This is a genomic window from Oceanobacillus sp. M65 (genome assembly GCF_052246275.1).
In the GTDB taxonomy this organism is placed as follows: Bacteria; Bacillota; Bacilli; order Bacillales; family Amphibacillaceae; genus Oceanobacillus_B; species Oceanobacillus_B jordanicus.
This window is the reverse complement of record NZ_JBQQCJ010000001.1, coordinates 701,910-727,062: the sequence shown is the minus strand read 5'-3', so window position 1 is coordinate 727,062 and position 25,153 is coordinate 701,910. Positions and strand designations below refer to the sequence as shown.

The window sequence follows — 25,153 nt, the reverse complement described above, 5'->3', positions numbered from 1 at the left end:
TCGGACGTTTCTTATATATATCCCCTATGTTTTAACCTTGCTCTGGATAAAAGAGCACTTTTCCGTATGATTCTTTTCGATTAATGATGCGGTCAAATGTTTCCGGTCCTGCTGATAAAGGCAGGCGGTGACTAATGATTGGTTTAATTTGAAGTTGGCCTGTTGCCATATAATGAATTGTTGTACTCCACTCCCTGCCCGGAAATGGAGAAGAAATGGCATTCCATGAACCGTATACGTTTAATTCGTTGCGAACGATTTTTTCAAAAAAGAAGCGTTCAATGTTAATATCTGCGTACGGGATGCCCATAAATACGACCTCGCCTCCCTTTTTAGGTAAAGAAAAGATTTGAGCTGACGTTATCGGTGATCCCGCTGACTCTACGGCCAGATCTACTCCTGTTCCATTTGAATGCTCAAGAATTTGTTCATGTGCTGGTTTATCGAGTGGATTAATTAGCACATCTGCCCCCAATTCTTGCGCTACACTTAATTTGGCAGGATCGATATCAATGGCGTATACCTTTTTCGCTCCAAATATTTTTGCCCATTGTACAGCCAACAACCCAATATTTCCACAGCCCATCACCGCAACTTCACTCCCTGGCCTAATTGTTGTACGGTAAAAACCATGTACCACAACAGCGGAAGGTTCTACTAGTGCTGCACTATCAAAATCGACTTCATCTGGAAGTGGTAAAACATTCTCTTCTGGTAATTTAACAAATTCCGCATAGGCACCAGGGTGTCTCGCGCCAATCACCGTAAGCTTTTCACATCTAGCAAGCTCTCCCTTTTTACAGCTTTCACATTCCCCGCAATAAAAAGTTGGACAAGCCGCAACACGGTCTCCTGGCTTTACAGTGGTGACGCTATCTCCAACTTCGACCACCTCACCAGAAAACTCATGCCCGAAAATCATCCCTTCGACATATGGTCCTAGCTTGTTGTATCTAGATATGTCAGAGCCACAAATCCCTACTGCTTTTACTTTTATAATGACATCATCTGTATCTGTTATAACGGCTTTTTCTGCTTCCTCGAAGCGAATATCTTGCTTCCCGTAAAGTTTAAGGGATCGCAATTCTCTCACCCTTTCTCCATTACTTTAACTTGCTGCTTTATCCTTCTTCTTTGTTGTAAGCTTAAGAAGCACAGCACCTACTAAAATCGTGTTAAAAATTACCTGATATTCAAAATAAAAACTGGAAACGGACCGAAATGGACCAATCATAAAATCCAAAAATGTATCCATCATATAAATCACCTTCATTTCCATTAATTAGTCATACACCACTGTCACGTGGGGTCCAATCTATTCTACCGGCGTCAATAATACCTTAATTGCTTCACCGCTTTTAATAGCCTGATACGCCGCATCCCAATCTTGAATGGTATATTCATGGGTTACGAGTGACTTCGCGTTAACACTTCCATTGTTCATCAGCTCAAGAGATGGTTCCCAGTCTGCCGATTTTTGACTCCTGCTACCGACAACACGGATTTCCTTTTGAATAATTTTTTCTAAGTCAAAGGAAATCTCTGGTTTAGCGAACAAACCAACCTGCCCGTATTGGCCTTTTTTACGCAGTAGATCAAGTGCCTGCTTCGCTGCAGGAACTGCCCCTGAACATTCAAAAACAACATCGGCGCCATAGCCGTCTGTTAAGCTATTTACGAGTTCTTTAATATCCTGTTCCTGCGTGTTAACGGTATAGTCAATGCCCAATTCTTTCGCTTTATCGAGACGGACTTTATCATTTGTTAATCCAGTGATAATCACGGTTGCTCCCTTACTTTTAACAACCTGTGCGGTAAGCAGTCCGATTGGACCAGGCCCAATCACAACCACTACATCCCCTTGGTTAATTTCTGTTTTAGTAACAGCGTGGTAGGTACAAGCCAATGGCTCTGTCATCGCTGCTGATTGAAAATCAACGTTTTCCGGTAACTTATGAACGCTTTCTTTTCTTGCAACGAGGAACTTTGCAAAGCCACCATCCTGCTGTGTGCCCAAGCCTTTTCGATGATTACAGAGATTGTAGTCACCTGATTTACAATAAGCACACTCTCCGCATATATAGAACGTTGTCTCTGAAGTAACCCGATCTCCAACTTGGAATTCAGTTACACCTTCTCCGACTTCTACAACTTCACCGGAGAATTCATGTCCTAATGTGACGGGAACACCCACTTTATAATGTCCTTCATACGTGTGTATATCTGATCCGCATATCCCTGCATATTTCACTTCGATTTTCACTTGATCTCGACCAGGCTCCGGCACGTGCTTATCTTGCACTTCCAAATTGCCAAAGCCTTGTGCTGTTTTCACTAGTGCCTTCATGCTAATTCCTCCCATGCTTGAATTGTACGGTTAACCCTTAATTAAATAAGGAGAAAAATTTATAAATGACATAGTTTACGATGTTTCCACCTTGGTCAATACTGGAGATTTGCGCAGAGCCTTCTGGCATATTGAAATCTGCATTCTCCGCCATTTGTGTAAACATTGGTGCGACATCTGTTGCAATGTATAGCGAAATGGCAATCATCACCGTTCCTACGATGACAGAATGCACGATATTCCCTCTTGCGGCCCCTACAATGAATGCAACAATAAATGGAATGGTTGCCAAGTCACCAAACGGAAGTACTGCGTTCCCTGGTAGAATGACAGCTAAAACGACTGTGATTGGCACGAGAATAAGAGCAGTAGAGATAACTGCAGGATGTCCTAATGCAACAGCTGCATCTAGTCCGATTAAAATTTCTCTATCACCAAATCGCTTGTTTAACCATTCTCTTGCTGATTCGGATACAGGCATTAGCCCTTCCATCAAAATCTTTACCATACGTGGCATCAATACCATTACAGCTGCCATCGCCATTCCAATTTCAATAATATCCCCAACACTATATCCAGCGAGTGCACCAATCGCTGCCCCTAGGAATAGTCCAATGAATATCGATTCGCCAAAGATACCAAAGCGTTTTTGAATAGTTTCAGGATCTGCATTCCAGTTTTTAATTCCAGGTATTCTTTGCAACCCTTTAACTAAGAAGATTCCTGGTGCGTAAGAGATCGTACTTCCTGTAGCGATCGATACACCTGGTAGTTCATAAAATTCGCTCATCATTGGTGCAGTCCAATCCGCAACCTTCAAGCAAATAATTTGGAATAGTACGGCAGCGATCAATCCTTGAATAATACTGTCAGAAATCGCATATACCATTGCTGCCATAAACGTATAATGCCAGAAATTCCAAATATCCACGTTCATGGTTTTTGTTGTTTTCGTCAACAACATGATAACGTTTACAACAAGACCTAATGGAATAATAAACGCTGCTACCACAGATGCCCAAGCAATCGAGGACGTTGCTGGCCAGCCAACGTCAATGACATTTAGCTCAACACCAAGTCGATCTACCATTCCCTGTGCTGCAGGACCTAAATTTAGAACTAGTAAGTCAATAACAAGGAAAATCCCGACAAATGCTACTCCAATCGTTAAACCGGAACGAAAAGCTTTACCTGGTTTCTGCCCAAAAAATAACCCTAATAGAAAAATTGCAACTGGTAAAATAACCGTAGCTCCTAAGTCAAGAAAGCTCTGTATAACATCAACAAAACCTTGCATGGTTCCATCCCCCTCAAACAAATATTGTTTGATCCCGGAAGAACCGGGATCAACTATGCATTATTTTTTTAGTTCCTCTAAAATTTGTTTCTTTGTATCTTCTACACCAATTCCTGTTAGGAAAGCGCGTGCATTTATTACTGGAAACGGATACTCTGTTTTTGTCATTGCAGTTGTAACAAGTAAATCAGCTGTATCAACATAGCCACCTACTTCTGAAATTTTGATTTGCACCAAATTTACTTTCAGATTGTTTTCTTTTGCCATCTCTTCAATCGCACCATTCACTACAGTAGATGTCGCAATTCCAGCTCCACAAGCTACTAAAACCTGTTTCTTTTTCTCCATCTTACTCACCTCCTTTAAAGTCGAATTCTAATTTGTCTGCCAATACTTTCATGACATCAGCTTCACTCGTTGCTTCTACTATGGAAGCCAATGTAGCCTCATCCTGAAAGATTTGCATCAGTTTTTGTAAAAGTGACAATTGATCATGCGGCTTATCCATCGCTAGCATAAAAACTATTTTTACAGGCGTGGTCTCCTCGTCGTCACCCATTACGCAAAAATCTACTGGGTCTTTCAATACCGCAACACTTATCGTTTTGCGATTTACATGCTCTACGTCTGTATGTGGGATGGCAACAGAGACCCCTTTTGTAGGAAGTCCAGTAGCAAATTCTGCTTCCCTAGCAATAATTGCGTCTGTAAAACTATCCTTTACTAACCCCAGTGTCTGAAGGTTCTGCCCCATCTTGGTCAGCACCTTTTCTTTATTATCTGCCTCCAAGTTTAGGAGAATAATAGAATCATCAAAGTACATCTCACTCATGTTGTGCCCCCCTGTTTCTCTCGTTAGTTGGTTGCGTATTTTTGTATTATCTTGACAACCGTTTCTTTATCCGCTGCTTCTATCAGCGCTTTTTGATCTGCTTCGTTTCCAGCCAGTCTCATCAATTGCATTAGCGCTTTCAAATGTTTTTTCTTATCCACCGCTGCAATGATGAAAATCAATTGAATCGAATAATCTTCTGTAAAAGCTACCCCTTTTTTTAATCGAAGTAGGCTCATAGAAACATCATTTACCCCGTCTTCTGGTGTTGCGTGTGGAATCGCAAGGTTTGGCCCAATGACGATATATGGGTCTTTTTCTTCTTCTCCCACCATTGCTTCTACATATGCGGAATCAATTGCCCCTTTTCGAATCAGTGGAGCGGACCCAACTTTTAATGCTGCCTCCCAGGATGATGCAGAATCACGCAGTGTAATGGTTTCTGGTGTTATAAAATCAGCTAGTGTCATGGCGGGCTCTTTGTCCCTTTGTTTCCTTATTGCATCCGCTTCATCACGGTGCAAGTAGCGGTAAAGGTCTTTAGAGAGCTGCACTTCATTGGAGATCTCTGCGTGATTTTGGACAATTGCTAGAATCTCCTCGACATCAAGGTCAGATGCGATATAGCCATGAACTTCTAACATCACCTGTTTGCGTAAGCGGGCTTTTTCTTCTGTTTCCATAAAAGAACTTGTAATAAATAATTTCTTATCAGTCTCGAGTGCAATGGGAGAGAACACTAAATCATAAGCAAATGGATATTGTTGAAACTCCCGTACAGACAAGGTATCCAGGAAAATGAACTCTGGAAACAACTCCTTCAGCTGACTATACATCAGTCTGGAAACAGAGATCCCTTTTGGACAGACAACAATCGCTTTCGTTTTCTCCTGAATGCTGTCCCCCTGCTTTGACAGCCATCCACCAATTAACATGGTAAGATACGTCGTCTCACTTTCCGGGATAGGCATTCCAATTAGCTCAGCGAGTGGTTCCGTTGATTTTTTTACAAGATGATGTAGTTCCATAAATTCCTGGCTAACTGTATGCTGCATATCACTAAGCTCTGAAAGCTGGTATTTAATCCGGTAATATGCTGGCTTCACATGTAATAACAATTTGTTCAGTAATTGCTCACGATCCCGAATAGAGATAACGGCCCTTCTCTCAAACAGGCGAAGCATATCATCTAGCGCTTCCATTAAATTAGGAATTGCTTCCTCTGTTAGAAATTCAGACCAATACACATTTGTTGTAAGTAGATAAAGCGTTATAAATAGTCGTTCTTCCATCGGAATGTCTGCAACGTCATAAAGGATTTCTTCTGTTGCATGGTATTGCTTGGTATCCGATAACTCTTCATATTTGATATAGAAGGCTCGAATCAAATTCCCTTTTTTAATCCGACGCGTTACGAGAATCAGACTATACGGCATGGTTGCCATACGATCATCCGTAAACTTCAAATTCAGTTTCTTTTCAACGGACTCTATTCGCTGGGTAATTTCCTTTACTTCCGCTGCCTTAATATCTACAAGACGGGAAAGAAGTTCTGCTCCGTTTTTCAGTCGGAGGATTTTTTCCAAAACGTGCAAGAGCAATTTACGGATCTGGAATTCCTCGCCATCCAAAACATATCCATCTCTTCTGGTATAACGGACTGTTAATCCGTAGTTTGATATAAATTGCTGCGCTTGCTTTAAATCACTCAAGATTGTATTTTTGCTCACCTTTAGCTCGCTAGTGAAGTGAACAAGAGAAAGATCTTCCTTACTAAGCAACATCATGAGGATCATATGCATTCGTTGCTCTTCCGATAGAATGCTGGTATCTTCTTGTTTTGATGTTTCTCCCTTAGAAAATGTCGTGAAAACAGATTGATCAATAATGAAAAAACCTTTTCTCGTTCTCTGAATTTCCGGGAGCTTTTCATCCGTTAGCCACTCATTAATTTTCGTGATACTGTATCCCAGCTGCCTTCTTGTCAGGCCATACTTTTGTTCAATATCCTTACTTGTAACACTTGGATTACTTATCAGTTCCTCAAGAAGTTTGTTGCTGCGGTTATCAAGTTTCATGATTAACCCCTCTTTCAAAATTAATTGTAGCACCGTATTTTAACTAGTGAACGCGCTTTCATCGCAAATAAGTGGAACACATTTGTACATTATTGTGATTTAAAAAGAAAAATACCGCTAGGATACATAGTAGCGTTGGGTTGGGGGGATTGTCGAATTTCGTCGGAATGAGTCAGATCGAGTGAATTCGGTTGGGGAATTGGGAGTTTTGGGGGATACGGTGGGGCGGTTCTGCGTATCGGGCGATGTTTACTATCTCTAGGGCGATACTTGCGTCTTCTCGGCCGATGTTCAACTACTCTTAGGCGATACTCTTCACTTCTCTGCCGATGTTCACTATTTCTATGGCGATGTCGATGAATTCTTGGCCGATGTTCACTACTTCTATGGCGATATTCTCCACTTCTATGGCGATGTTCATTACTTCCTATTACGATGCTGGCCACTTAACTGACGATGATCACAAGCCTGCTGGTTAATACGTCACAAAAACATGCTAAAACTGGAAGGAATTTTGCGTTAAATAGAGAATGTATTATTAGTACAGAAAGGTGGGATTAACATGATTGGTAAACAACGCTTAAAGTCTTTTCAACTTCTAGCCTACGAGGCCTTATTTAGGAGGCTAAAGAAGGAGTATAAAGATAATGAAATATTTCTCCAAGATTATGGAAAGTATTACGCAGGATATTTAGGAGAGAAACGAGTAGACTACACGCTTTCGAATTTCCGCGATGAAAATATATATATTATTAAGGATCTTCGTTTACACAACTACAATCACTATTTTCAAATTGATACACTCCTGATCACCCCTTACAATCTATTAATTTTAGAAATCAAGAATTTTAGAGGTGAACTAAGGTATGACTCACATCAGAAGCAATTCACTCAACATTTGGATGGTAAAAAAACCGTCTATAAAGACCCCATCCAACAGGCAAATACGCAAAAAAGAAACCTAGCATTTTGGCTACAAAACTTCTCAATCAGCCTTCCAATTGACACGCTCGTCATATCGAGTAACCCAGCCACTTCCATCCACAATATTCAGGAAGACCCGCAAATTTATAACCAACTTATTCACTCCGAAAGTCTTCATTTTCACCTTGATAGAATCTTTGAAGAATATAATGAAGAAAAGATAAACCAATTTGAACAAAACAAGTTATACAAATTACTACATTCCCATCACACTCCTCACACCCCAAAACTTCTTGAAAAATACCAAATATCGCCTGACTTTTTAATTACCGGTGTTCCTTGTCCGAACTGTATAGACTCTAAAATGCAGAGGAAAAAGTATAAATGGCTGTGCCCTAACTGTAACCATATTTCACCTTCTGCACATAAACAGGTCATCTTAGACTATTTTCTATTATTTGAATCCACCATTACCAATAAGGATTGTAGAAAGTTATTGGGGATTTCCTCTTCCAAAACAGCTTATCTTCTTTTAAAACATTTAAAATTAGAGCAAACTGGTAAGAACAGCGCAAGAAAATATCATGCGCCTCCCATACATACGTACCCTCAAGATAAAGCCATCCCATTCACAAGTAATAGCGTATTTATATAAAGTGAAAACTCCGTGATGACTGCTGTAGGGTGATAAGCTCTCGCTCTTAGCTGATATTCTCTCGCTATCGGCCGATACCCTCTCCTTCTCAGCCGATATCTTCTCACTCTCGGACGATATCCTCTCGCCCTCAGCCGATACAACCCCACCAAAAAACCGGAACTCCCCTAAAAGAAGTTCCGGCTTGCTTCATTCTCTCAGTTTTCCTGGTAATCCATGAATTGATTCGATGAGCAGATTTAGTTTTCCTTCAATACGGTGCAACAAATAAAAGGTGACGGCAATGGGAAAACCGACATCTGTCAGCAAGGGAATCCATGTTTCCATTTGAATACCTCCAATCCTCTCGTATACGCGCTCTCCCACCCAATCCATCCACCTGGCCACCAAGCAGATAGAGAGAGTCACGCTCACTCGCTAATTTTAAAAGAGCAGACCCGAGGCATGGCCACTGGTCTGCTCCCAATCCAATCAAATGTTATAGTCCAAGATCGATTTCTTCTACTGATCGATCGACTACGCGGGCGCTTTTCTTAGCAACGATGTCGCCACCACTAGATGTGAATGCATTTTGGGCGATAATCTCATCCATTGCTGCATTGACAGCTTCTGTGTCAATTGGTTCAACAGGTTGATCCAGTGAGTACGTGACTGTTTTCCCATCAAAGTTAGTGAATTTAAGCTCTAGCTTTTTCATTCCTTCCCCTCCTTTCTATTAATGTCTGCTCCCATTACTCCTCGATGATATCGGAGCTGTCATTTCGTTCAATGTTGTAAAGTGGGAGCTCCTGTAAAGCTGCTACAGCTGTCGCAATGGCATACAGTTGATCAGCGGTGGCTGATCCTTTCACATTGGTAAAGCTTTTTGTCTTGAATGATGGATTGCCTGAATCTTCGTCAATGCCATTTTCAAAAACAAGTCGTAATGAGGAATTCATTAATTCTGCTACTGCCATGTTTGTCACCTCCCTTCACCTCTATAATCGAAGGTAAAGGCGAAAATGGGGTACAAACAATAAAAAAACACCTCCATAATAGAAGGTGTTTTGGTCTAGGATAATTTTCTTTTCCGTTCGAATTTTAGATAATGTAACTCATTTTCATGTGTAACGATGTGCTTTTTTAATCTGACAAGATTTTGCTTCTCTTCACGGATTCTTTCTTTTAACTCACGGATGGTTTTTACTAATTTGTCATTATAAATAGGAGAATGGGTGGCGGGAAGTTCCTCCAATTGAAGGAATTTAAAGATCTCTGCCTGCTTTTCCTTACATATGGAACTTTGTTGTTTTGAAGTGGATTGATAGGATTTATTTTGGGTATATTCTTCCATATAATCATATAAATGAGTGAGGCCTAAAGCTAAGTATTCTATATCATTTCGCTTTGCTTTTAATTGCAATTCTAGACGATAAAGTGTTTCCTCTATCGCGGAGATTTGTCTATTAATTACTAAAAGAGAACTCATGATTACACCCCATCAAACTAAGTTTCTATTGTGATTGGTTCTATTCCCCTTATTATAAGGGAGGTAACTTTGTTTGATAAGAGCATATATTACTGAATTTTCCCTCATATTCTGCAATATGGGGTAGAAAATTGTAGGTATATTGAATCATATGCTTCAAATATAGGCAAGAGCCAAGGAGCTCTTGGCTCTTTGTTTATTATGCTTGACTCATAGGGATAATCTGCATTGTCTTACACATCCATCACACAACGAAAACCAACATTCCCTGTCGAGCTATCAGGGCTGTTCGCAGTTCTGGCGGCAACCCGGTAGCGATTGCAATAGCTATCATGACATAGATAAGAGCCTCCGCGCATGACTTTGTTAGTCCCCGCCTCTGCGCCTGATGGGTTATCCTTTCCACCACGCTTATGGATATTGGTCGCAAACCAATCGGAACACCATTCCCATACATTCCCTGCCATGTTGTATAATCCATAGCCATTTGGTGGAAAAGAGGCTGCTGGGGCTGTTCCTACATACCCATCTTCTTCTGTATTTTCTTTAGGAAAATCTCCTTGCCAGATATTACATTGATGCTTTCCTTCTGGAGTAAGCTCGTCTCCCCATGGGTATGTTTTCTGCACGAGACCACCTCTGGCGGCGTACTCCCACTCCGCTTCTGTAGGAAGTCTTTTCCCAGCCCACTCACAGTATGCCATGGCGTCGTTCCAGGAGACATGGATGACAGGATGGTCCATACGATCTGCTATTCCCGATCCCGGCCCCTCTGGCTGATCCCATGTTGCTCCTTCTACAACAAGCCACCACGGTGTCTGCGCAACTTTTTGTTTCACTTTTTCTGCCGTGGTCTCACTAACCAGTTTATAAAAAACGAATGACCACCCATATTGCTCCGCCTCTGTTCGATAACCCGTTTCTTCTACAAATCTAGCAAACGATGCGTTCGTTACCGTTTGGGGATCGATATAAAAAGAATTCACCTTTATATTACGAATTGGCCCCTCCCCATCCTCTGGAAACCCTGCCTTTTCCTGTGTTCCCATCAAAAACTTACCACCCTTAATGAGGATCATGTCATCCAGGGGAACAGTCCTGCCTGTTGTCCTGAAAGGCGTAAGGACAGAATCCGACTTTTTTATACTTTCCCCTCTAGATGCTGCACAGCATCCGCGAACTTCTGTATTCTTCATTTATTTCACCTATCCTACTAGACCGTTTCATTATATTGTTCTCTTAATCTCCTAAGCTTGTCCTTCAATTCGATTACCGTCTCCGCGTATGCCGGATTATCATACTCATTTTTTAATTCAAGCGGATCTTTCTCAAGATCAAACAGCTCCCATTCCGGCTCCATTTGTTTTGGAACTGCTCCAATGACATCAAGTGGGTCACCATAATAATAGATAAGCTTGTACCGATCTGTTCGTACCCCATAATGGGCGGTTACATTATGAATCGTTAAATGTTCCCAGTAACGGTAATACACTGCATCACGCCAGTCTTCTGGTTTTTCACCTTTGGCAATTGCTCGGAAACTTTCCCCCTGCATCCTCTCTTTGGCCTCCACCCCACAGTAGTCCAAAAAGGTGGGCGCAAAGTCGTTGTTAATAATCATGTCCGTCGATACCTTACCTGGCTTAATCTCTTGCGGATAGCGCATTACAAACGGCATTTGCAAAGATTCCTCAAACATAAACCGCTTATCATACCAGCCATGTTCTCCCAAAAAGAATCCTTGATCAGAGGTGTACACAACAATCGTATTTTCTGATAGACCTGCTTCATCAAGGTAATCGAGCAGCCGGCCAACATTATCATCGATCGAGACGACGCAGCGTAAATAATCTTTAATATAACGCTGATACTTCCAGTCCTTTATCTCTGCAGGAGTTAGCCCCTCTGGTGGTGTTCCTTTTACATCCTCTTCATTCAAGTCTTCAATGCGCATGTCCGCTATCTTTGCTGCATTTGCTCGGTTAGCATAATCATCATGATACGTCTCTGGTACTGGAAACTCCTTATCAGCAAATAAATCTTTATATTTCTCAGGTGGATTCCAAGGTCGATGTGGCGCTTTATGATGCACCATCATCATGAAAGGCTTTTCATTTTTTTGTTTACTAAGCCAGTCTAATGAGAGATCGGTCACAATATCTGTGGCATATCCCTCTCTCTTTATATCTTTCCCCATCTCGTTCATAACAGGGTCGTAATAGTCTCCCTGATCCGGAAACACATTCCAGTAATCAAACCCCGTTGGATCACTATACCCGCCTTGCCCTAAGTGCCATTTGCCAATAATGGCTGTTTCATATCCATTTTCCTGTAGGAGCTTCGGAAACGTTTGCTGTCTTCCATCAAACGGCTCTGACAAGCCGCGCACCCCATTTTCATGGCTATAATTACCTGTCAAAATTGTTGCCCTGCTTGGCGCACATAGCGAGTTCGTACAATATACGTTATCGAAACGCTTGCCCTCACTCGCGATACGATCAATGTTTGGCGTCTCAACTAAAGTCTTGTTGTACGCACTAATTGCTTGTGCCGCATGGTCATCACTCATAATAAATAAAATATTCGGTTGCTGTGACATGTATATCCTCCTTTTATTGTAAACGATTACATTAAATAATAAAACAATACGCTTTCCTATCACCATGTTAGCACAATTCCTTATTCTCTTTAAGTAAATTAACAGAAAAAGCCTGCTCAAATCCTCCAGCAGGCTCTCAAGCAAATCCACTCATTTTTTTAGATAAAAGCGAATTATAAACTCAAACACTTTGATTATTCGTTTAAATCGATATGGCTGCTTTATTAGACGATAGAGCCACTCTAAATTTAACTTAATGATCCAATCAGGTGCGCGCTTTACATTTCCTGCTAACACATCAAAACTTCCACCGACACCCATAAACAACCCTTTAGAAAATTCATCAATATGCTTGGAAATCCACTCTTCTTGTCGTGGAAGCCCTAAAGCAACAAAAATTATATCTGGGTTGCTGTCTTTAACTTTTTTCACAATAGCTGTGTCATCTAATTCAAAATAACCGTGATGATGCCCTGCAATGTTGAGGTTAGGATATTTCCGCTCCGCTTCTAGTACAGCTTTTTCATTAACATAGTCCTTTGCTCCAAGAAAAAAACAACGTAAGCCTTGCACTTCTGCAAAAGAAAGAAGGTCCATCATAACATCTAAACCAGATACCCTTTCTGGAATCGGCTCTTTTATATGCTTTGCTGCCAGTAAAATCCCCGCGCCATCTGGAATTACATAGTCAGCAGAAAGCACGATTTGCTTATATGTAGGATCTTCCCTTGTTTTCATTACAATTTCCGGATTTCCTGTCACGATAAAACATTTTTGTTGTTTGTTGAGACGTGGGAATATGTAATGATGCAAAGCATCCTTTTTCCTCTTATTCAGAAAAGGAATATCCATTATTTTCACGAAATCCTTCGAATCTACCATTTTATGTGCAACCTTTCATCCCTATTTAACGTCTAATACATATAACTTACAAAATTGTAATACAAATGTTGTTTACTAAACCAAGTATTCATAGTAAAATTAAGCTTAGTTTTGTAATTAACTAAAATTCTTAATAAAATTATGATAACATTAAATGTTACGTTTTTCTATTTTAAAATAAGGGTGAATAAAAGTATGTCACATAATAAAATAAACCAAACACGTGTGGTAAGAAGGACGAAGAGGAGAAGGCTCAAAAAGCGTGCTTTCTTTATCCTCATCCCTCTCCTTGTTATTCTTGCAGGAGTATCCTATGCATCTTACTTGTATATAAAAGCAGACAGTGTATTTTCGAATTCATATGAAGATGATGGAAGAGAAAAATCGGAATTAAGGGAAGCAGCAGTAGACCCTACAAAAGATAACGTTTCCGTGTTAATTATGGGTGTGGATGCTAGTAACATTCGCCAAAATGCAGACAACTCTCGTACCGATACATTAATGGTTGCTACACTAAACAAAAAGAATGATAGTGTGAAGTTGCTTAGTATTCCGCGTGACTCTTATGTCTATATTCCGGAAATCGGCCGGGAAGACAAAATAAACCACGCTCATGCTCGTGGAGGAACGACCGCTACGATTGATACAGTGGAAAATCTATTAGAAATCCCGATAGACTACTATGTGAAGGTCAACTTCGAAGCCTTCATCGATGTGGTAGATGCGGTAGATGGTATAAATGTAGATGTCCCTTATGAACTAAAAGAGCAAAATTCTAAAGACCAGGCAGGAGCGATTCACCTACTTCCAGGCGAACAGCAACTGAACGGGGAAGAAGCACTTGCGCTTGCTAGAACAAGAAAGCAAGATAATGATATTGAACGTGGAAAAAGACAACAAGAAATTATTAAATCGGTAGTAAGAAAGGCAGCTTCTCTTAACTCCGTGTTGAAATACGATGATGTGATCGATGCTGTGGGAAGTAACATGACGACGAATATGACCTTCAGTGAAATGAAGAGCTTTATATCTTATGGAACAGCAGGCAAAAACTTGAATTTTGAAACGTTAAGCCTTGAAGGAAATGATTACCAACCAGGAAACGTTTATTATTGGCAGTTAGATCAAGTTGCTTTGCAAGAGACAAAACAAACATTACAGAGCCATTTGGGCATAACCCCAAGTAGCAGTAGAGTCAACAGCACAGACGGTACGACGACTTCGGAGGAAAATTCGAGTCCATATTAAAGAAAACTCCCATTCGCTCATCAAGCGAATGGGAGTTTCCTTATTTCGTCGTTGCTTTCTGGCCTAAAGACATTTAACCATGTGAAAAAGGAGCTGACAGCAACAAGGCTGTCAGCTCCTCTGTTTATTTTTGCCGAAATCCTTTAAATAAATTTGTTAATGGCTTGTAGTCACTATTTATTAGTTCCAGATTTTCTATTAACGCCTGAAGGGTTACCAGAGCGACGGTAAAGATTAGAATTGAACCCCATACTGTCGTCATGGAAAACAAAATGGCTGCCAAGCTGAACATTGCGCTCAGCGCATAAATGAACAATACGGTCTGTTTGTGTGTCATCCCGAATTTCACGAGACTGTGATGTAAATGAGAACTGTCCGGACTCGACATCGGTTGTTTATTAATATACCTTCGTACCATGGCAATTAAGGTGTCCGAAATCGGAACCCCTAATATAAATATCGGGATAATAAAAGAAACAATCGTGACATTTTTAAACCCTAATAATGCCAAGACAGAAATCATAAATCCGAGAAATAAAGCTCCAGTATCCCCCATAAATATCTTCGCCGGGAAAAAATTGTACCTTAAAAAGCCAAGAACACTAAAGAACAGAACTAAAGCCACGGTCGCTACATAGAGATGCCCCATCATGACTGCCATTACCGTGATAGTAAAAAGCGCAATGGATGATACACCTGCTGCAAGTCCGTCTAGCCCGTCGATAAAATTAATTGCGTTTGTAATTCCCACGATCCAAAAGATCGTAATGATTGTACTTAAAATACCGAACTCAATCTGCCCACCAAATGGGAGATTAATAAATTCAACCTGAAGCCCTCCCCAAAAGACCACGATACAAGCTGCGGCAATTTGAACAATAAATTTCAACTTTGCAGAAAGATCAAAGATATCATCCAAAAATCCTAGTCCAACCATTAGTGAGGCTCCCACAACAATAGAAAGGTGGTATTCACTTACTGGTTGGAGAATAACCAACCCTATTAGAAAGCTCATATAAATGGCTAATCCACCCAATGTTGGGACAGGATCCGTATGTACTTTACGGTGGTTTGGTTTATCGGTTGCATTCAATTTTTTCGCGTATTTAATAACAATTGGTGTTATGATTAACGATAGCAGCGTACTAATAAAGGCTAATAGCACTATTTTTACCACTTAGCCCACCTCTTCTAGTCAGTCTATTTTTTTCATGCTTAGATATACATTATATATGTTTTCTGCTAACTTCTCCAATGTAAATTTTTGTGCTGCGTGAGATTGTAGCTTCGAACCTATTAAAGGTAACATTCCCTTTCGATACATAAATAATGCATCAAGCATTGCTGCGTGAAGTTCTCTGACGTTATTCGGCTTAATCCGCCAACCATATGACTTGTCCATAATAAGCTCCCCAATTGCCCCAACATCTGTTGCGATAACAGGTGTTCTGGCCTTAGCAGACTCCAGTAATACCAAGGGAAAGCTCTCACTAAAAGAGGTAAGCATGGTGACATCTGCCATTTCATAGAAACAATCAATATCGTCCCGATGTCCGACAAAGTGTATATGCGATGCAATGCCCAAATCATTCGCCTGTTTTTCCAACTTCGCTCTTAGTCCCCCGTTCCCTGCGAGCATTAGGTGACAATCATTGTTATTTAATAGAAGCTTTGCGAATGCCTTCAACGCCAATTCATGTCCTTTTACCGGCTCAAGCCTTGCAACCATCAATAAAAGAAAATCCTTCTCTGGTATACCAAATTCTTTTTTCGAATATGTATTTCGATCACATTCACTAAAATCAATCCCATTTAACGTCGTAACAATTTTTCCTGGAGTAATTCCAATCTCAGATAAGCTCGTTTTGAAATTATCTGATATTGCAATTAGTTTATCTGCACGTCTCACTGCATTTATATGTACGCGCGAGAGTAATCTACCATACATTCCACGCCCCATAAAATCGTGAAGTGGGTGACTATGTATTGTCGTAATCCACTGAAATGGCACTAACCTTTTTAACATGTTGGCATAAACATTGGCTCGCGGTCCGTGTGTATGGATAAACGTTATTTCTTGCTCTATGATATATGCTCTTATCTTACGTATTAATGGCAGACTAAGCCTTGTATTACAAGTAAAATAAACGGTATTTATACCTTCTTTCTCCGCTCTTTCCAATAACTCGCCACGTTCTAATACTCCAAGTATAAACTGATCTCGATTTAATTCCTTCATGAGTCCAAGAATATGATGCATACCTCCGCCAGTTTCATTCCCAGCGTTTAAATGTAACACCTTCATGTTAATAGCCACCTCTGTTGAGTTATTAATACATCAATATAACCAACTGGTGGAAGAATTATAATGGCGCTGAATAGAAACGTGAAAGTTGACCATTACTGTATGGAGGGCATAAAGCATGCAAGCGTGTTTAACTTTGCACATTTGGTATGAGCTTGATTACGTTTACCTTAAAAAGATTGTTTAAAAAGATTATAGCCGAGGACATAAAGATGAAATATTTCCCAATAAAAAAAGATTCGATAAACCAAGTGCTGTTTATACTTTTTCTGATCCAACCTTTATTAGATTTGTTGACAGCCTTCACACATGAATTACCTATTTCCGTTGGTGCATTTGTACGAACTTTACTTATGGCTGGACTGTTCATCTTGCTGAGCATTTGGCATATGAAAAGGGGAAAAAGCCAACTTCTTTTATTTCTCCTGCCTTTTGCTGTAATCCTAATCAGTCTCTTGATTAACTACCTATATAAGCCACAGATGAATTTGTTTCAGGAGATTAATTTTGCAATGAAGACTTTTTATTTCCTGACAATGGCAACAACAGCAATCGTGTTAGTGGGACTTTACATATCTAAACAAAACTTATATCGCGTTTCTGAACTTATCAGCCTTATTATTGGCATCGCTTATTGGTTAGCTATTATCACGAATACGAGCCGGGAGAGCTACAATTTTACTGGCGAGGGGTACGCAGGCTGGTTTTTTTCGGCAAATGAATTAAGTGTCATTATTCTATGTTTGCTAGGTATCCTGTTAACCAAGATTACAAAGTACAAGCCGAAAGCTATAACCTGGGTTGCCTTCATTTTGCTGCTAGCCATGGTACCGACTATTGGTACGAAGACAGCCTTTTTAGGGGGAGTTGTCTTAATCGTTAGTGCCTTCATTTGTATTATGAAAGAAAATATTAGATTTTGGCAGGATAGAAGGCATCTTCTGCTATTGTTTCTATCTTTTTTACTTATTGTACTTATTCCGCTCACTCCAATACGTGAAAATACTGAGCAGATAACTGGACCAAACTATCCAGAACAGCTTTCCCTGCAATTGGAGCAATCAGGAAATAGGGCTGGATTGCTAAATCGAATACTAAGCTCACGTGATATTTACCTTCGAGAAACCTATCAGGATTTTAAAATTGCGAGCCCAATACGACAGACATTTGGTCTAGGGTATGCAGGAGATTATGAGGAAGGAGCTGCTAAGTTGGTCGAAATGGATCTATTTGATCTGCTTTTCGGCTATGGGGTGGTAGGCAGCATCATCATCCTCTTCCCTTTTGCGTGGTTGGGCTTCATGATGATAAAACGTTTATTCCCGCTTCGCGTACCATCTTTTTTATTAGCAGTCACAATCTTCCTGTGTTTGGGTATTTCTTTTTTGGCAGGGCATGTTCTACTAGCACCCTCTGTTATGTCCTATTTAACCCTTGTCCTAATACTGCTAGGAGCTGAAAAAAATGTCTCGTAACAATGTGGTAAGTATTATTGTCCCTGTATATAATGCTGAGAAGGAGCTGCGTTACTGTGTGCAGAGCATCTTACAGCAATCTTATAAGCAAATTGATGTTATTCTTGTCAACGATGGTTCGACAGACACTAGTGGAGAAATATGTAACGAGCTTGCAGCAAAACACTCCCTGATTTCCGTCATTCACCAACAAAACAAAGGGCCTTCCTCTGCACGGAATACAGGTATAAGTAAGGCTAGCGGGCATTTTATTCAGTTTGTAGATGCAGATGATTACGTTCATCCGACGATGACAGAAAAGCTGGTTGAGTGCGCATTATTGGATACTGATCTTGTCCTTTGTGGCTACCATACTCTGTTAAGGGGGAAAAAGCCGGTAACTATTCCGCATGTGCCTGAAATGGAAGGGAAATTCTCTAAATCCGCTTTTCTGCAACATTTCGGAGCATTATATCGGGAGATTCTGCTCCCCTCGCCATGTAATAAACTATACGTTCTTTCGATCATACGCGAGCATACAATCCGTTTTGACGAAACCATTAGCATGGGAGAAGATTTACTGTTTAATCTGGATTATCTACAAGTCTGCTCGTCTGTCTACATACTCGCCGATCCTTTATATACTTACGTGTCACACGGAAATACGTCGCTGTCTAGAGGGTACATTGACGAATTCTATTCCAAACAACAATTCCTTCAAGAAAGCGTTCGGGATTTTTTAAAGGAACAAAACAAATACACAGATGAAAACAGAATAGAGCTTAGTAAGATCATGACTGCGACTTCCATTAATGCTTGTAGTAATCTATTTCACCGCAACAGTCCTTTAAGTAAACAGGAAAGAAAAAAGCAACTTCGAGTCATTATGAAAGAGAGTGTTGATCATGGCATCATCCAGGATCATCAAGCATTGCAGGTGAAAATTTTTCTCTATCTTGTTAAGAAACAGTCATTAAATGGGTTGTATTATCTATTCTTTATTAAAGAGCTAACCAGTTATCTGCCCTCCCCTTTTTACACCCTATTTCGCACGGTAGCAAAGTAAAATAAATGACTGTATAAGGTCTAAACTGTTCACTATTGTGAAAGGATACTATTAGAGGTGCGATGTGGGATGAAAAAAATAAGAATCTATGCATATACACACGGAAATTTAGGGGATGACTTATTTATAAAAATCATATGTGAACGTTATCCTGATACCACGTTTGTGCTGTACGCTCCAAGGCATTACCGAACTACATTTCAGAATTTGCCAAACCTGGTCATTGCTCCAAGTGATTCCCTTATGTACCGGATTGCCAACCTTCTCGTTCGAAAGTTCAACCTCTATTTCTTATTGTACAGATGGCTGGACAAAGACTGTGAAGCGTCCGTTCAAATTGGTGGATCGTTATTTATACAAGGAGAGCAATGGAGGAAGGAATTACAGATAACAAAAGCAATGCGTAGGAAGAAAAGACCTTTTTTCCTATTAGGCGCAAATTTTGGTCCGTATGATGATCCTGACTTTTATACAGAACACAAAAGAATTTTTCAGGATGATCAGGACATATGCTTTCGGGAAGAGCATAGCTATAAGTTGTTTCAGGATTTAAAACCTGTTCGTTTAGCCGCAGATATCGTCTTTCAACTACCAGTGAAGAAGGCATTAAATCACAAAAAAGTCATTTCAATTTCCGTGATCAAGCCCTCTGTACGTAAGCATCTGGCTGACATGGATACGATCTATTACGCAAAAATAAAAGACATAGCGCTCTTTTTTATAGAACAAGGATATGAGGTATTGTTGCTATCTTTTTGTGCGTATGAAGAAGACCCCATTGCAATCAAGGAGATTGTGAGCAGGATACCAGAAACTGCTCGAAAGAAAGTGAAGACGAGCTATTATAAGAACAATCCAGAAGAGATATTGCAACAGTTGGCCGATTCTGCAGGCATTATCGCTACACGATTTCATGCCATGATTATTGGATGGATATATCAGAAACCTGTTTATCCCATTCTCTATAGCTCTAAAATGTTTCACGTAATGGAAGACATCGGATTTACTGGACACTATACAGACTTTGCACAGTTACATAAGCTTCATCCACTCGATGTCCAGCAAAGCATGGAAATGGCAGCACCTCCAATTAGTAAAGAAAAAGTCGATTCAGAAAATCATTTTAAAGAGCTAGACGTGTTTTTAGGCAGGAAGAGGAATCAAGATGATCATTTACAAACCCGAAGTAGTTCAGATAAATAACACTGCATTGTTGCAGGCAAAATTTGAAATAGAGAACAAGCAAGATTCCCTTTGGTTTAGCGTTCCAGTAGCCTATGAGCAATACTTACTGCAAGAGCGAGCTGATTCCTTTCTAGTAGGGCTGTTACCTCTGGCCATGGAGCGTGGGGAAGATATACTTCTTAAGGCACCAGTGTCAGAAAAACTGTACTACACCATAACAACGTATCTCATGGGGGCACTTTGTATTGCACTACCGCATTTAAATAGGATATCGATTAAAGCAGAAGTTCTAATGCCCAACCCAGTCGAATCTGCAAATGCGGTCGGTACGGGTTTCTCAGGTGGTGTTGATTCCTTCCATACCATTTACGAGCACCTACATAGAGCCTGCCCTCGATCTTTTAGGTTAACTCATTTCACCTTCCATAATGTCGGGTCCCACGGTGACTTTGGTGGACAGGAAGCACGCGACCTTTTTCAAAAACGCATTCAATTGATTCGCCCGTTTGCCGAAGAGCAACATATTGATATTATTGAAATTGATTCGAACCTCAGTGAAATACTGAAAATGAATTACGTGCAAACACATACTTTAAGGAATGTAGCGGCTGTGCTGACCATGCAAAAGTTATTTCGCTACTACTATTATTCGTCAGGCAGGCAGTTCAAAGACTTCCAATTAAAAACAAAGGTCGCTGGATCCTATGACCTGCTTAGTCTAACAATGCTATCGACAGAGTCTTTAAGCTTTTTTTCATCAGGTGCTAATTACTCTAGAGTGGAAAAGACACGTCACATAGCTGAGTATGAGCCAACACACCGTTACTTAAATGTATGTGCCGGGGGAAGCTCTGCAAACTGTTCACGTTGTGAAAAATGCCTCCGTTCCATGCTAACTTTGGAGGTCCAAGGTAAACTCGATTTATATCATCATGTGTTTGACCTGAATGTATACCGTCAAGAAAAAACCAAGTATATTGCCAAAGTCCTTGCAGATGTTAAAAGGGATGCTTATGCTGAGGAAATTTATAATGAGATGCGAAAGCACGCGTTCCCAATATCGGCTTCGTCCTATTTATTAATGCCATATTATAAAGCAAAACATAGCTTAAAGCGATTAATCATGCAGGGAAAATAGTAGAATAGAATGGAAGGATGACAATGACCAATGGAAAAAAGCTATTTAAAGATACGATCATCTATGCTATTGCCAACTTTGGGTCAAAACTCCTCATCTTTCTTATGTTGCCACTATATACGCATTATTTTACTTCGGCAGAATACGGCACGTGGGACTTGTTGTGGACGACTGTTTCCCTTATCGTCCCTTTCATTACATTTGAATTAGTTGCAGCAGTGTATAGATGGTTATTAGAAGAAAAGCAGCCACAAGAACGGGGACGTATTATTACTACTGGAACGCTCACTATTCTGCGCAACCTACTTATTTTTAATGCTGCCGCGCTTGTTTTCATGCTTTTTGTCGACTTTCCCTATCATTGGGAGCTTCTGCTACTAATTAATTTCACAGTAACTAGTAGTTTTTTGCAACAATGTGCCCGTGGACTCGGGTTTAATAAATTATTTGCGATGCTGGGTATTATACAGACAGCCCTCTCCGTTGGATTTATTCTTATTTTCATTTATGTTTTCGACCTAAGGCTATTGTCCTTTTTCTATTCTTCTATTCTAGCTGCTGCATTTGTCACCATCATCGCATGGTGGATACTAAAATTTCACCGCTATATAGAGTGGAAGGGCTACTCCAAAAGCTTACTAAAGTCCTTTTTAACCTATTCTATCCCAATCATTCCCGGTGCGTTAAGCTGGTGGATACTCACCATGTCTGATCGTTATGTTATTCTAGCATTTCTTCATTTAGATGCTAACGGCATTTACGCAGTCGCTAATAAAATCCCCGCCTTACTACTTATGGTGAACACCATATTTTTTCTAGCCTGGAAGGACAGTGCGATTACGTCCTTCCATTCAAAAGAAAAAGATGCTTATTACTCTATTGTTTTCAAGCATTATGTAAGATTAATGATTACTACAGCCATTCTAATTATTTTAGTAGCCAAACCAGCCATGGAAATCGTTATTGCCGATACGTTTGGTGAGTCCTGGAAATACGTTGGAATTATGCTAATCGGTGCCTTATTTAGCTCGCTTTCTCAATTTTGGGGTGCTGGTTTTCATGGCGCAAAAAAAACCAATAGTCTTTTCCTTACTTCTATGATCGGAGCACTGCTTAATATTTTGCTAAACCTTGCGCTCGTCCCATTTATTGGTCTATATGGCATTGCTGCTTCCACTTTATTGGCATTTCTATGTATGTGGTTATTCCGAGTTACTGCTTCCCATAAGTACTTTACTATACGAATACAGTGGAAAGAATTGCTGCCCTTATTTGCTCTCCTTTTCGTCTCCTTAATACTGCCCTTTATTCTAGAGGACAAAGTATTATTTATAAGCATTGCTATAGCCGGGATGTTCTTTCTTTTTGTAAATCGAGAGTTGATTGGGCTTTTATATAGGACAGGAATCGCATTCTTCCATAAGCAAAATGCAGAATAGTTATGTTATCCTGTTAGTAATATGAAGAACGGAGATGATATACGTGGTACTAAATTTCGCTCATCGCGGGTCTTTAACAGAAGCACCAGAAAATACACTACCCGCCTTTCAGCTAGCAATCGAACACGGCGTGAAGGCAATGGAATTAGATGTCCAACTTACCAAAGATGGGCACCTTGTTGTCTGTCATGACCATAAATTAACGCGTTTTAATAAACACGCTGGCTTAATAAAAGATTATACATTAGAGGAAATAAAGCAGATTGATATTGGGGCTTCATTTGATGAAAAATATAAGGGTGTGGTTCTCCCTACCTTAAGTGAAGTACTGGAATTGTGCCCTAAGGACCTTTTATTAAATATTGAAGTTAAAAATATCCCGGTTATTTACGAGGGGATTGAAAAGAAATTAATTGATTACCTTAGAGAGTATGATCGCTTATCTAATGTTATATTGTCTTCCTTTGATCATGTCGCCTTAAAAAACATCCAAGAAATCGACCCGTCTATACCATTGGGTATGCTTTTTTATTATCGAATCTTAAATCCATGGGAATACGCAAAGCAAAGTGGCCTCAACATCACTAGCATTCACCCAAATAACGTGTATACCGATAAAGAATTCGTCAGAGAGTGTAAGGCTTTTGGCTACAAAGTATATCCATATACAGTTAATGGCATGGAGAGATACGAACAGCTTGTGGAATACGGCGTGGATGGCGTCTTCTCAAATAATCCAGAAATCTTTGTGAGAGAAAACTAACAAGGTTTAAAACTGAGAATGGGACAAAACTTAAGGTACCGTGGACAAACGATAATGATCTAGTAAGAGCTCTAATTACCACTCCGGATATACACTGCGCTTTCCGCGGGCGGCTGGTGAGTCTCCTCGTGCTAGCGCACTGTGGGGCCTCACCTATGCCTTTCCTCCCGCAGGAGTCTTCGTGTATTTCCTCCGTTGTTTTAAGTCCACTAACCAACCAATAAACACGAACCTAGATTAATGAGAGCTTAAACATAGTTCTAAATTATCTTTAACTATTTTTGCCCCAGAATTCTTCATCTTTTTAAGTTATTACTTTCCCAAGATATCGGCAGCAATTCTTTCTGTTGCTCTTCCATCTTGGTAGTCAAAGAAGCGGTCTTTAAATTGCTTTATCTCGTGATCATCCGGTAGTTTTACGATTGCTTCGACCAGAGATTTTGTATCCATTACCATAGGGCCGGGGATCAGTTTCTCATACTCATAATAGAAGTCTCGCTCTTTTTTATAATCTTCCAGATCATATGGGAAAAATATAATGGGCCTTTCTAGAATACTAAAGTCAAAGAATATGGTAGAGTAATCGGTTATCAATACATCCGTCAGCATTAGAAGTTCCTGTATCGTATACCCCTCTTTAATATAATAAGAAAAATCAGTATCAGCTGCATTAACCCCTGCTTGCATATACGGATGTAGATGAACAAGCAACACATATTCCTCTTGCAGCATTTTCTCCATGAAATCTATATCGAAGGGGATGGCAAACGCCTCTTGATAATGACTTTTCCCTCTAAAAGTAGGAGCATATAAAATTATCTTTCTACCTTTTAAATCAGGGAAATCGCTATAAAAACCCTGTTCTAACAAACGGTTATCATTATAAAAGTAATCAGTCCGCGGAATGCCTAATGGAAGGATATTCTCTTTAGGCATATTGAAAGCCTCAGAGAAATAAGGAATGACTTCTTTTGAGCTTACATAGGCCTTGGTATAATTCCCGTGAATGGGGACGTGTTTTAAATAACTTCTACTCGGGCCAAAACTCTTCCCAACTGTACTATAACCAAATTTTTTTAGAGCACCCGCACTGTGCCAAAGTTGGATAATCTCCAGATCCCTCCTAGGTTTAACTACATAGATGGGGAAATAATAATCATCCACAACGAAATAACGTGACGTTGCTAAATGAAAACAAGCTTTTACCATATGAAAAGTATAGCTAAGCTTTCCATACAAGGAACTATCCAGTTTTTTAAATAGATAGGTTTGCTTTATCTCTGGATAATTAGCTCGGATTTCTTCACTAAGATAGGCTAGATTATCTTTAATTTTGTTTGACCTGTAGGAAGCGAAAGTCATTTTATTCTCATTTTGCTTAAACATTATGAGAAATACAACATACAAAGAGACTAGAAAATATTTTACGATTATAGTAGGTAGTAACCTGATTTTTTTCATACTATACCTACT

General features: G+C 40.0%; 26 protein-coding genes. 9 read left to right on the top strand and 17 right to left on the bottom strand.

What is annotated here, in order from left to right; translation table 11 throughout:
- Nucleotides 1–31: 31 nt before the first annotated feature.
- The 7 genes from ACTWPF_RS03455 to ACTWPF_RS03425 are packed head-to-tail and all read right to left on the bottom strand — an operon-like array spanning nt 32 to nt 6,554.
- A complete protein-coding gene (locus ACTWPF_RS03455) occupies nt 32–1,084 on the bottom strand; it encodes a galactitol-1-phosphate 5-dehydrogenase (protein WP_443148292.1) in 1,053 nt (350 codons plus the stop codon).
- A 24-nt stretch (nt 1,085–1,108) separates the two neighbouring features.
- Entirely contained in the window at nt 1,109–1,255 is a 147-nt protein-coding gene (locus ACTWPF_RS03450; protein ID WP_199848562.1) for a hypothetical protein, read from the bottom strand.
- 60 nt (nt 1,256–1,315) lie between these two features.
- Nucleotides 1,316–2,347: a zinc-binding dehydrogenase gene (locus ACTWPF_RS03445; RefSeq protein ID WP_443148291.1), complete on the bottom strand. Its 1,032-nt coding sequence runs from the start codon at nt 2,345–2,347 to the stop codon at nt 1,316–1,318.
- Nucleotides 2,348–2,384: 37 nt separating this feature from the next.
- The gene (locus ACTWPF_RS03440; RefSeq protein WP_106897934.1) at nt 2,385–3,644 is read right to left on the bottom strand and encodes a galactitol-specific PTS transporter subunit IIC; all 1,260 of its coding nucleotides are present in this window, start codon (nt 3,642–3,644) and stop codon (nt 2,385–2,387) included.
- Between the two features lie 60 nt (nt 3,645–3,704).
- Nucleotides 3,705–3,992, bottom strand: coding sequence for a PTS sugar transporter subunit IIB (locus tag ACTWPF_RS03435; protein ID WP_036576183.1), 288 nt, complete (start codon nt 3,990–3,992; stop codon nt 3,705–3,707).
- A gap of 1 nt (nt 3,993) precedes the next feature.
- Nucleotides 3,994–4,476 carry a PTS sugar transporter subunit IIA gene (locus ACTWPF_RS03430; protein ID WP_443148290.1) on the bottom strand — a complete coding sequence of 161 codons (483 nt, stop codon included), beginning with the start codon at nt 4,474–4,476 and terminating at the stop codon, nt 3,994–3,996.
- A gap of 23 nt (nt 4,477–4,499) precedes the next feature.
- Nucleotides 4,500–6,554 carry a BglG family transcription antiterminator gene (locus ACTWPF_RS03425; RefSeq protein ID WP_161463909.1) on the bottom strand — a complete coding sequence of 685 codons (2,055 nt, stop codon included), beginning with the start codon at nt 6,552–6,554 and terminating at the stop codon, nt 4,500–4,502.
- Nucleotides 6,555–6,910: 356 nt separating this feature from the next.
- Here ACTWPF_RS03425 and ACTWPF_RS03420 point away from each other — a divergent pair, with 356 nt between their 5' ends.
- Together ACTWPF_RS03420 and ACTWPF_RS03415 are read left to right on the top strand one after the other, a co-directional pair.
- A complete protein-coding gene (locus ACTWPF_RS03420) occupies nt 6,911–7,033 on the top strand; it encodes a hypothetical protein (protein WP_443148289.1) in 123 nt (40 codons plus the stop codon).
- A gap of 83 nt (nt 7,034–7,116) precedes the next feature.
- On the top strand, nt 7,117–8,133 hold the full coding sequence (locus ACTWPF_RS03415) for a nuclease-related domain-containing protein (RefSeq protein WP_443148288.1): 1,017 nt from the start codon (nt 7,117–7,119) through the stop codon (nt 8,131–8,133).
- A 189-nt stretch (nt 8,134–8,322) separates the two neighbouring features.
- Here ACTWPF_RS03415 and ACTWPF_RS03410 read toward each other — a convergent pair whose 3' ends face one another.
- The 7 genes from ACTWPF_RS03410 to ACTWPF_RS03380 all read right to left on the bottom strand — a co-directional run bounded on the left by ACTWPF_RS03410 (nt 8,323) and on the right by ACTWPF_RS03380 (nt 13,082).
- Nucleotides 8,323–8,460: a YvrJ family protein gene (locus ACTWPF_RS03410; RefSeq protein ID WP_081779491.1), complete on the bottom strand. Its 138-nt coding sequence runs from the start codon at nt 8,458–8,460 to the stop codon at nt 8,323–8,325.
- Between the two features lie 151 nt (nt 8,461–8,611).
- Nucleotides 8,612–8,830 carry a DUF2922 domain-containing protein gene (locus ACTWPF_RS03405; protein WP_379551148.1) on the bottom strand — a complete coding sequence of 73 codons (219 nt, stop codon included), beginning with the start codon at nt 8,828–8,830 and terminating at the stop codon, nt 8,612–8,614.
- 34 nt (nt 8,831–8,864) lie between these two features.
- The gene (locus tag ACTWPF_RS03400; RefSeq protein ID WP_036578348.1) at nt 8,865–9,089 is read right to left on the bottom strand and encodes a DUF1659 domain-containing protein; all 225 of its coding nucleotides are present in this window, start codon (nt 9,087–9,089) and stop codon (nt 8,865–8,867) included.
- Between the two features lie 95 nt (nt 9,090–9,184).
- Complete coding sequence (locus ACTWPF_RS03395) at nt 9,185–9,601, bottom strand: hypothetical protein (RefSeq protein ID WP_238018070.1); 417 nt, start codon at nt 9,599–9,601, stop codon at nt 9,185–9,187.
- A 233-nt stretch (nt 9,602–9,834) separates the two neighbouring features.
- A complete protein-coding gene (locus ACTWPF_RS03390) occupies nt 9,835–10,797 on the bottom strand; it encodes a formylglycine-generating enzyme family protein (RefSeq protein WP_443148287.1) in 963 nt (320 codons plus the stop codon).
- Nucleotides 10,798–10,814: 17 nt separating this feature from the next.
- The gene (locus tag ACTWPF_RS03385; RefSeq protein ID WP_443148286.1) at nt 10,815–12,200 is read right to left on the bottom strand and encodes a sulfatase family protein; all 1,386 of its coding nucleotides are present in this window, start codon (nt 12,198–12,200) and stop codon (nt 10,815–10,817) included.
- 150 nt (nt 12,201–12,350) lie between these two features.
- On the bottom strand, nt 12,351–13,082 hold the full coding sequence (locus ACTWPF_RS03380) for a WecB/TagA/CpsF family glycosyltransferase (RefSeq protein WP_443148285.1): 732 nt from the start codon (nt 13,080–13,082) through the stop codon (nt 12,351–12,353).
- Between the two features lie 195 nt (nt 13,083–13,277).
- Between ACTWPF_RS03380 and ACTWPF_RS03375 the strand changes: the two genes are divergently transcribed.
- Nucleotides 13,278–14,330, top strand: a complete 1,053-nt coding sequence (locus ACTWPF_RS03375) for an LCP family protein (RefSeq protein WP_443148284.1) — start codon at nt 13,278–13,280, stop codon at nt 14,328–14,330.
- A gap of 124 nt (nt 14,331–14,454) precedes the next feature.
- On the opposite strand, the gene ACTWPF_RS03370 is transcribed toward ACTWPF_RS03375, so the two are convergent.
- Nucleotides 14,455–15,498 (bottom strand): glycosyltransferase family 4 protein, encoded by a 1,044-nt coding sequence (locus tag ACTWPF_RS03370; RefSeq protein ID WP_379551721.1) that lies wholly within the window; start codon nt 15,496–15,498, stop codon nt 14,455–14,457.
- Between the two features lie 27 nt (nt 15,499–15,525).
- Nucleotides 15,526–16,635, bottom strand: a complete 1,110-nt coding sequence (locus ACTWPF_RS03365) for a glycosyltransferase family 4 protein (RefSeq protein WP_443148283.1) — start codon at nt 16,633–16,635, stop codon at nt 15,526–15,528.
- Between the two features lie 212 nt (nt 16,636–16,847).
- On the opposite strand from ACTWPF_RS03365, the gene ACTWPF_RS03360 reads away from it, so the two are divergent.
- From ACTWPF_RS03360 to ACTWPF_RS03335, 6 genes are all read left to right on the top strand, one after another.
- On the top strand, nt 16,848–18,110 hold the full coding sequence (locus ACTWPF_RS03360; protein WP_443148282.1) for an O-antigen ligase family protein: 1,263 nt from the start codon (nt 16,848–16,850) through the stop codon (nt 18,108–18,110).
- The gene (locus tag ACTWPF_RS03355) at nt 18,100–19,155 is read left to right on the top strand and encodes a glycosyltransferase (protein ID WP_443148281.1); all 1,056 of its coding nucleotides are present in this window, start codon (nt 18,100–18,102) and stop codon (nt 19,153–19,155) included. Before ACTWPF_RS03360 ends, ACTWPF_RS03355 begins: the two co-directional genes overlap by 11 nt.
- Nucleotides 19,156–19,224: 69 nt before the next feature.
- Complete coding sequence (locus tag ACTWPF_RS03350) at nt 19,225–20,358, top strand: polysaccharide pyruvyl transferase family protein (RefSeq protein ID WP_443148280.1); 1,134 nt, start codon at nt 19,225–19,227, stop codon at nt 20,356–20,358.
- Nucleotides 20,321–21,478: a hypothetical protein gene (locus ACTWPF_RS03345; protein WP_443148279.1), complete on the top strand. Its 1,158-nt coding sequence runs from the start codon at nt 20,321–20,323 to the stop codon at nt 21,476–21,478. Before ACTWPF_RS03350 ends, ACTWPF_RS03345 begins: the two co-directional genes overlap by 38 nt.
- 23 nt (nt 21,479–21,501) lie before the next feature.
- Nucleotides 21,502–22,917: a lipopolysaccharide biosynthesis protein gene (locus ACTWPF_RS03340; protein ID WP_443148278.1), complete on the top strand. Its 1,416-nt coding sequence runs from the start codon at nt 21,502–21,504 to the stop codon at nt 22,915–22,917.
- A 43-nt stretch (nt 22,918–22,960) separates the two neighbouring features.
- The gene (locus ACTWPF_RS03335) at nt 22,961–23,680 is read left to right on the top strand and encodes a glycerophosphodiester phosphodiesterase (RefSeq protein ID WP_443148277.1); all 720 of its coding nucleotides are present in this window, start codon (nt 22,961–22,963) and stop codon (nt 23,678–23,680) included.
- A gap of 312 nt (nt 23,681–23,992) precedes the next feature.
- Here the strand turns inward: ACTWPF_RS03335 and ACTWPF_RS03330 are convergent, their stop codons facing one another.
- Entirely contained in the window at nt 23,993–25,141 is a 1,149-nt protein-coding gene (locus tag ACTWPF_RS03330; RefSeq protein WP_443148276.1) for a CDP-glycerol glycerophosphotransferase family protein, read from the bottom strand.
- Nucleotides 25,142–25,153: the final 12 nt, after the last annotated feature.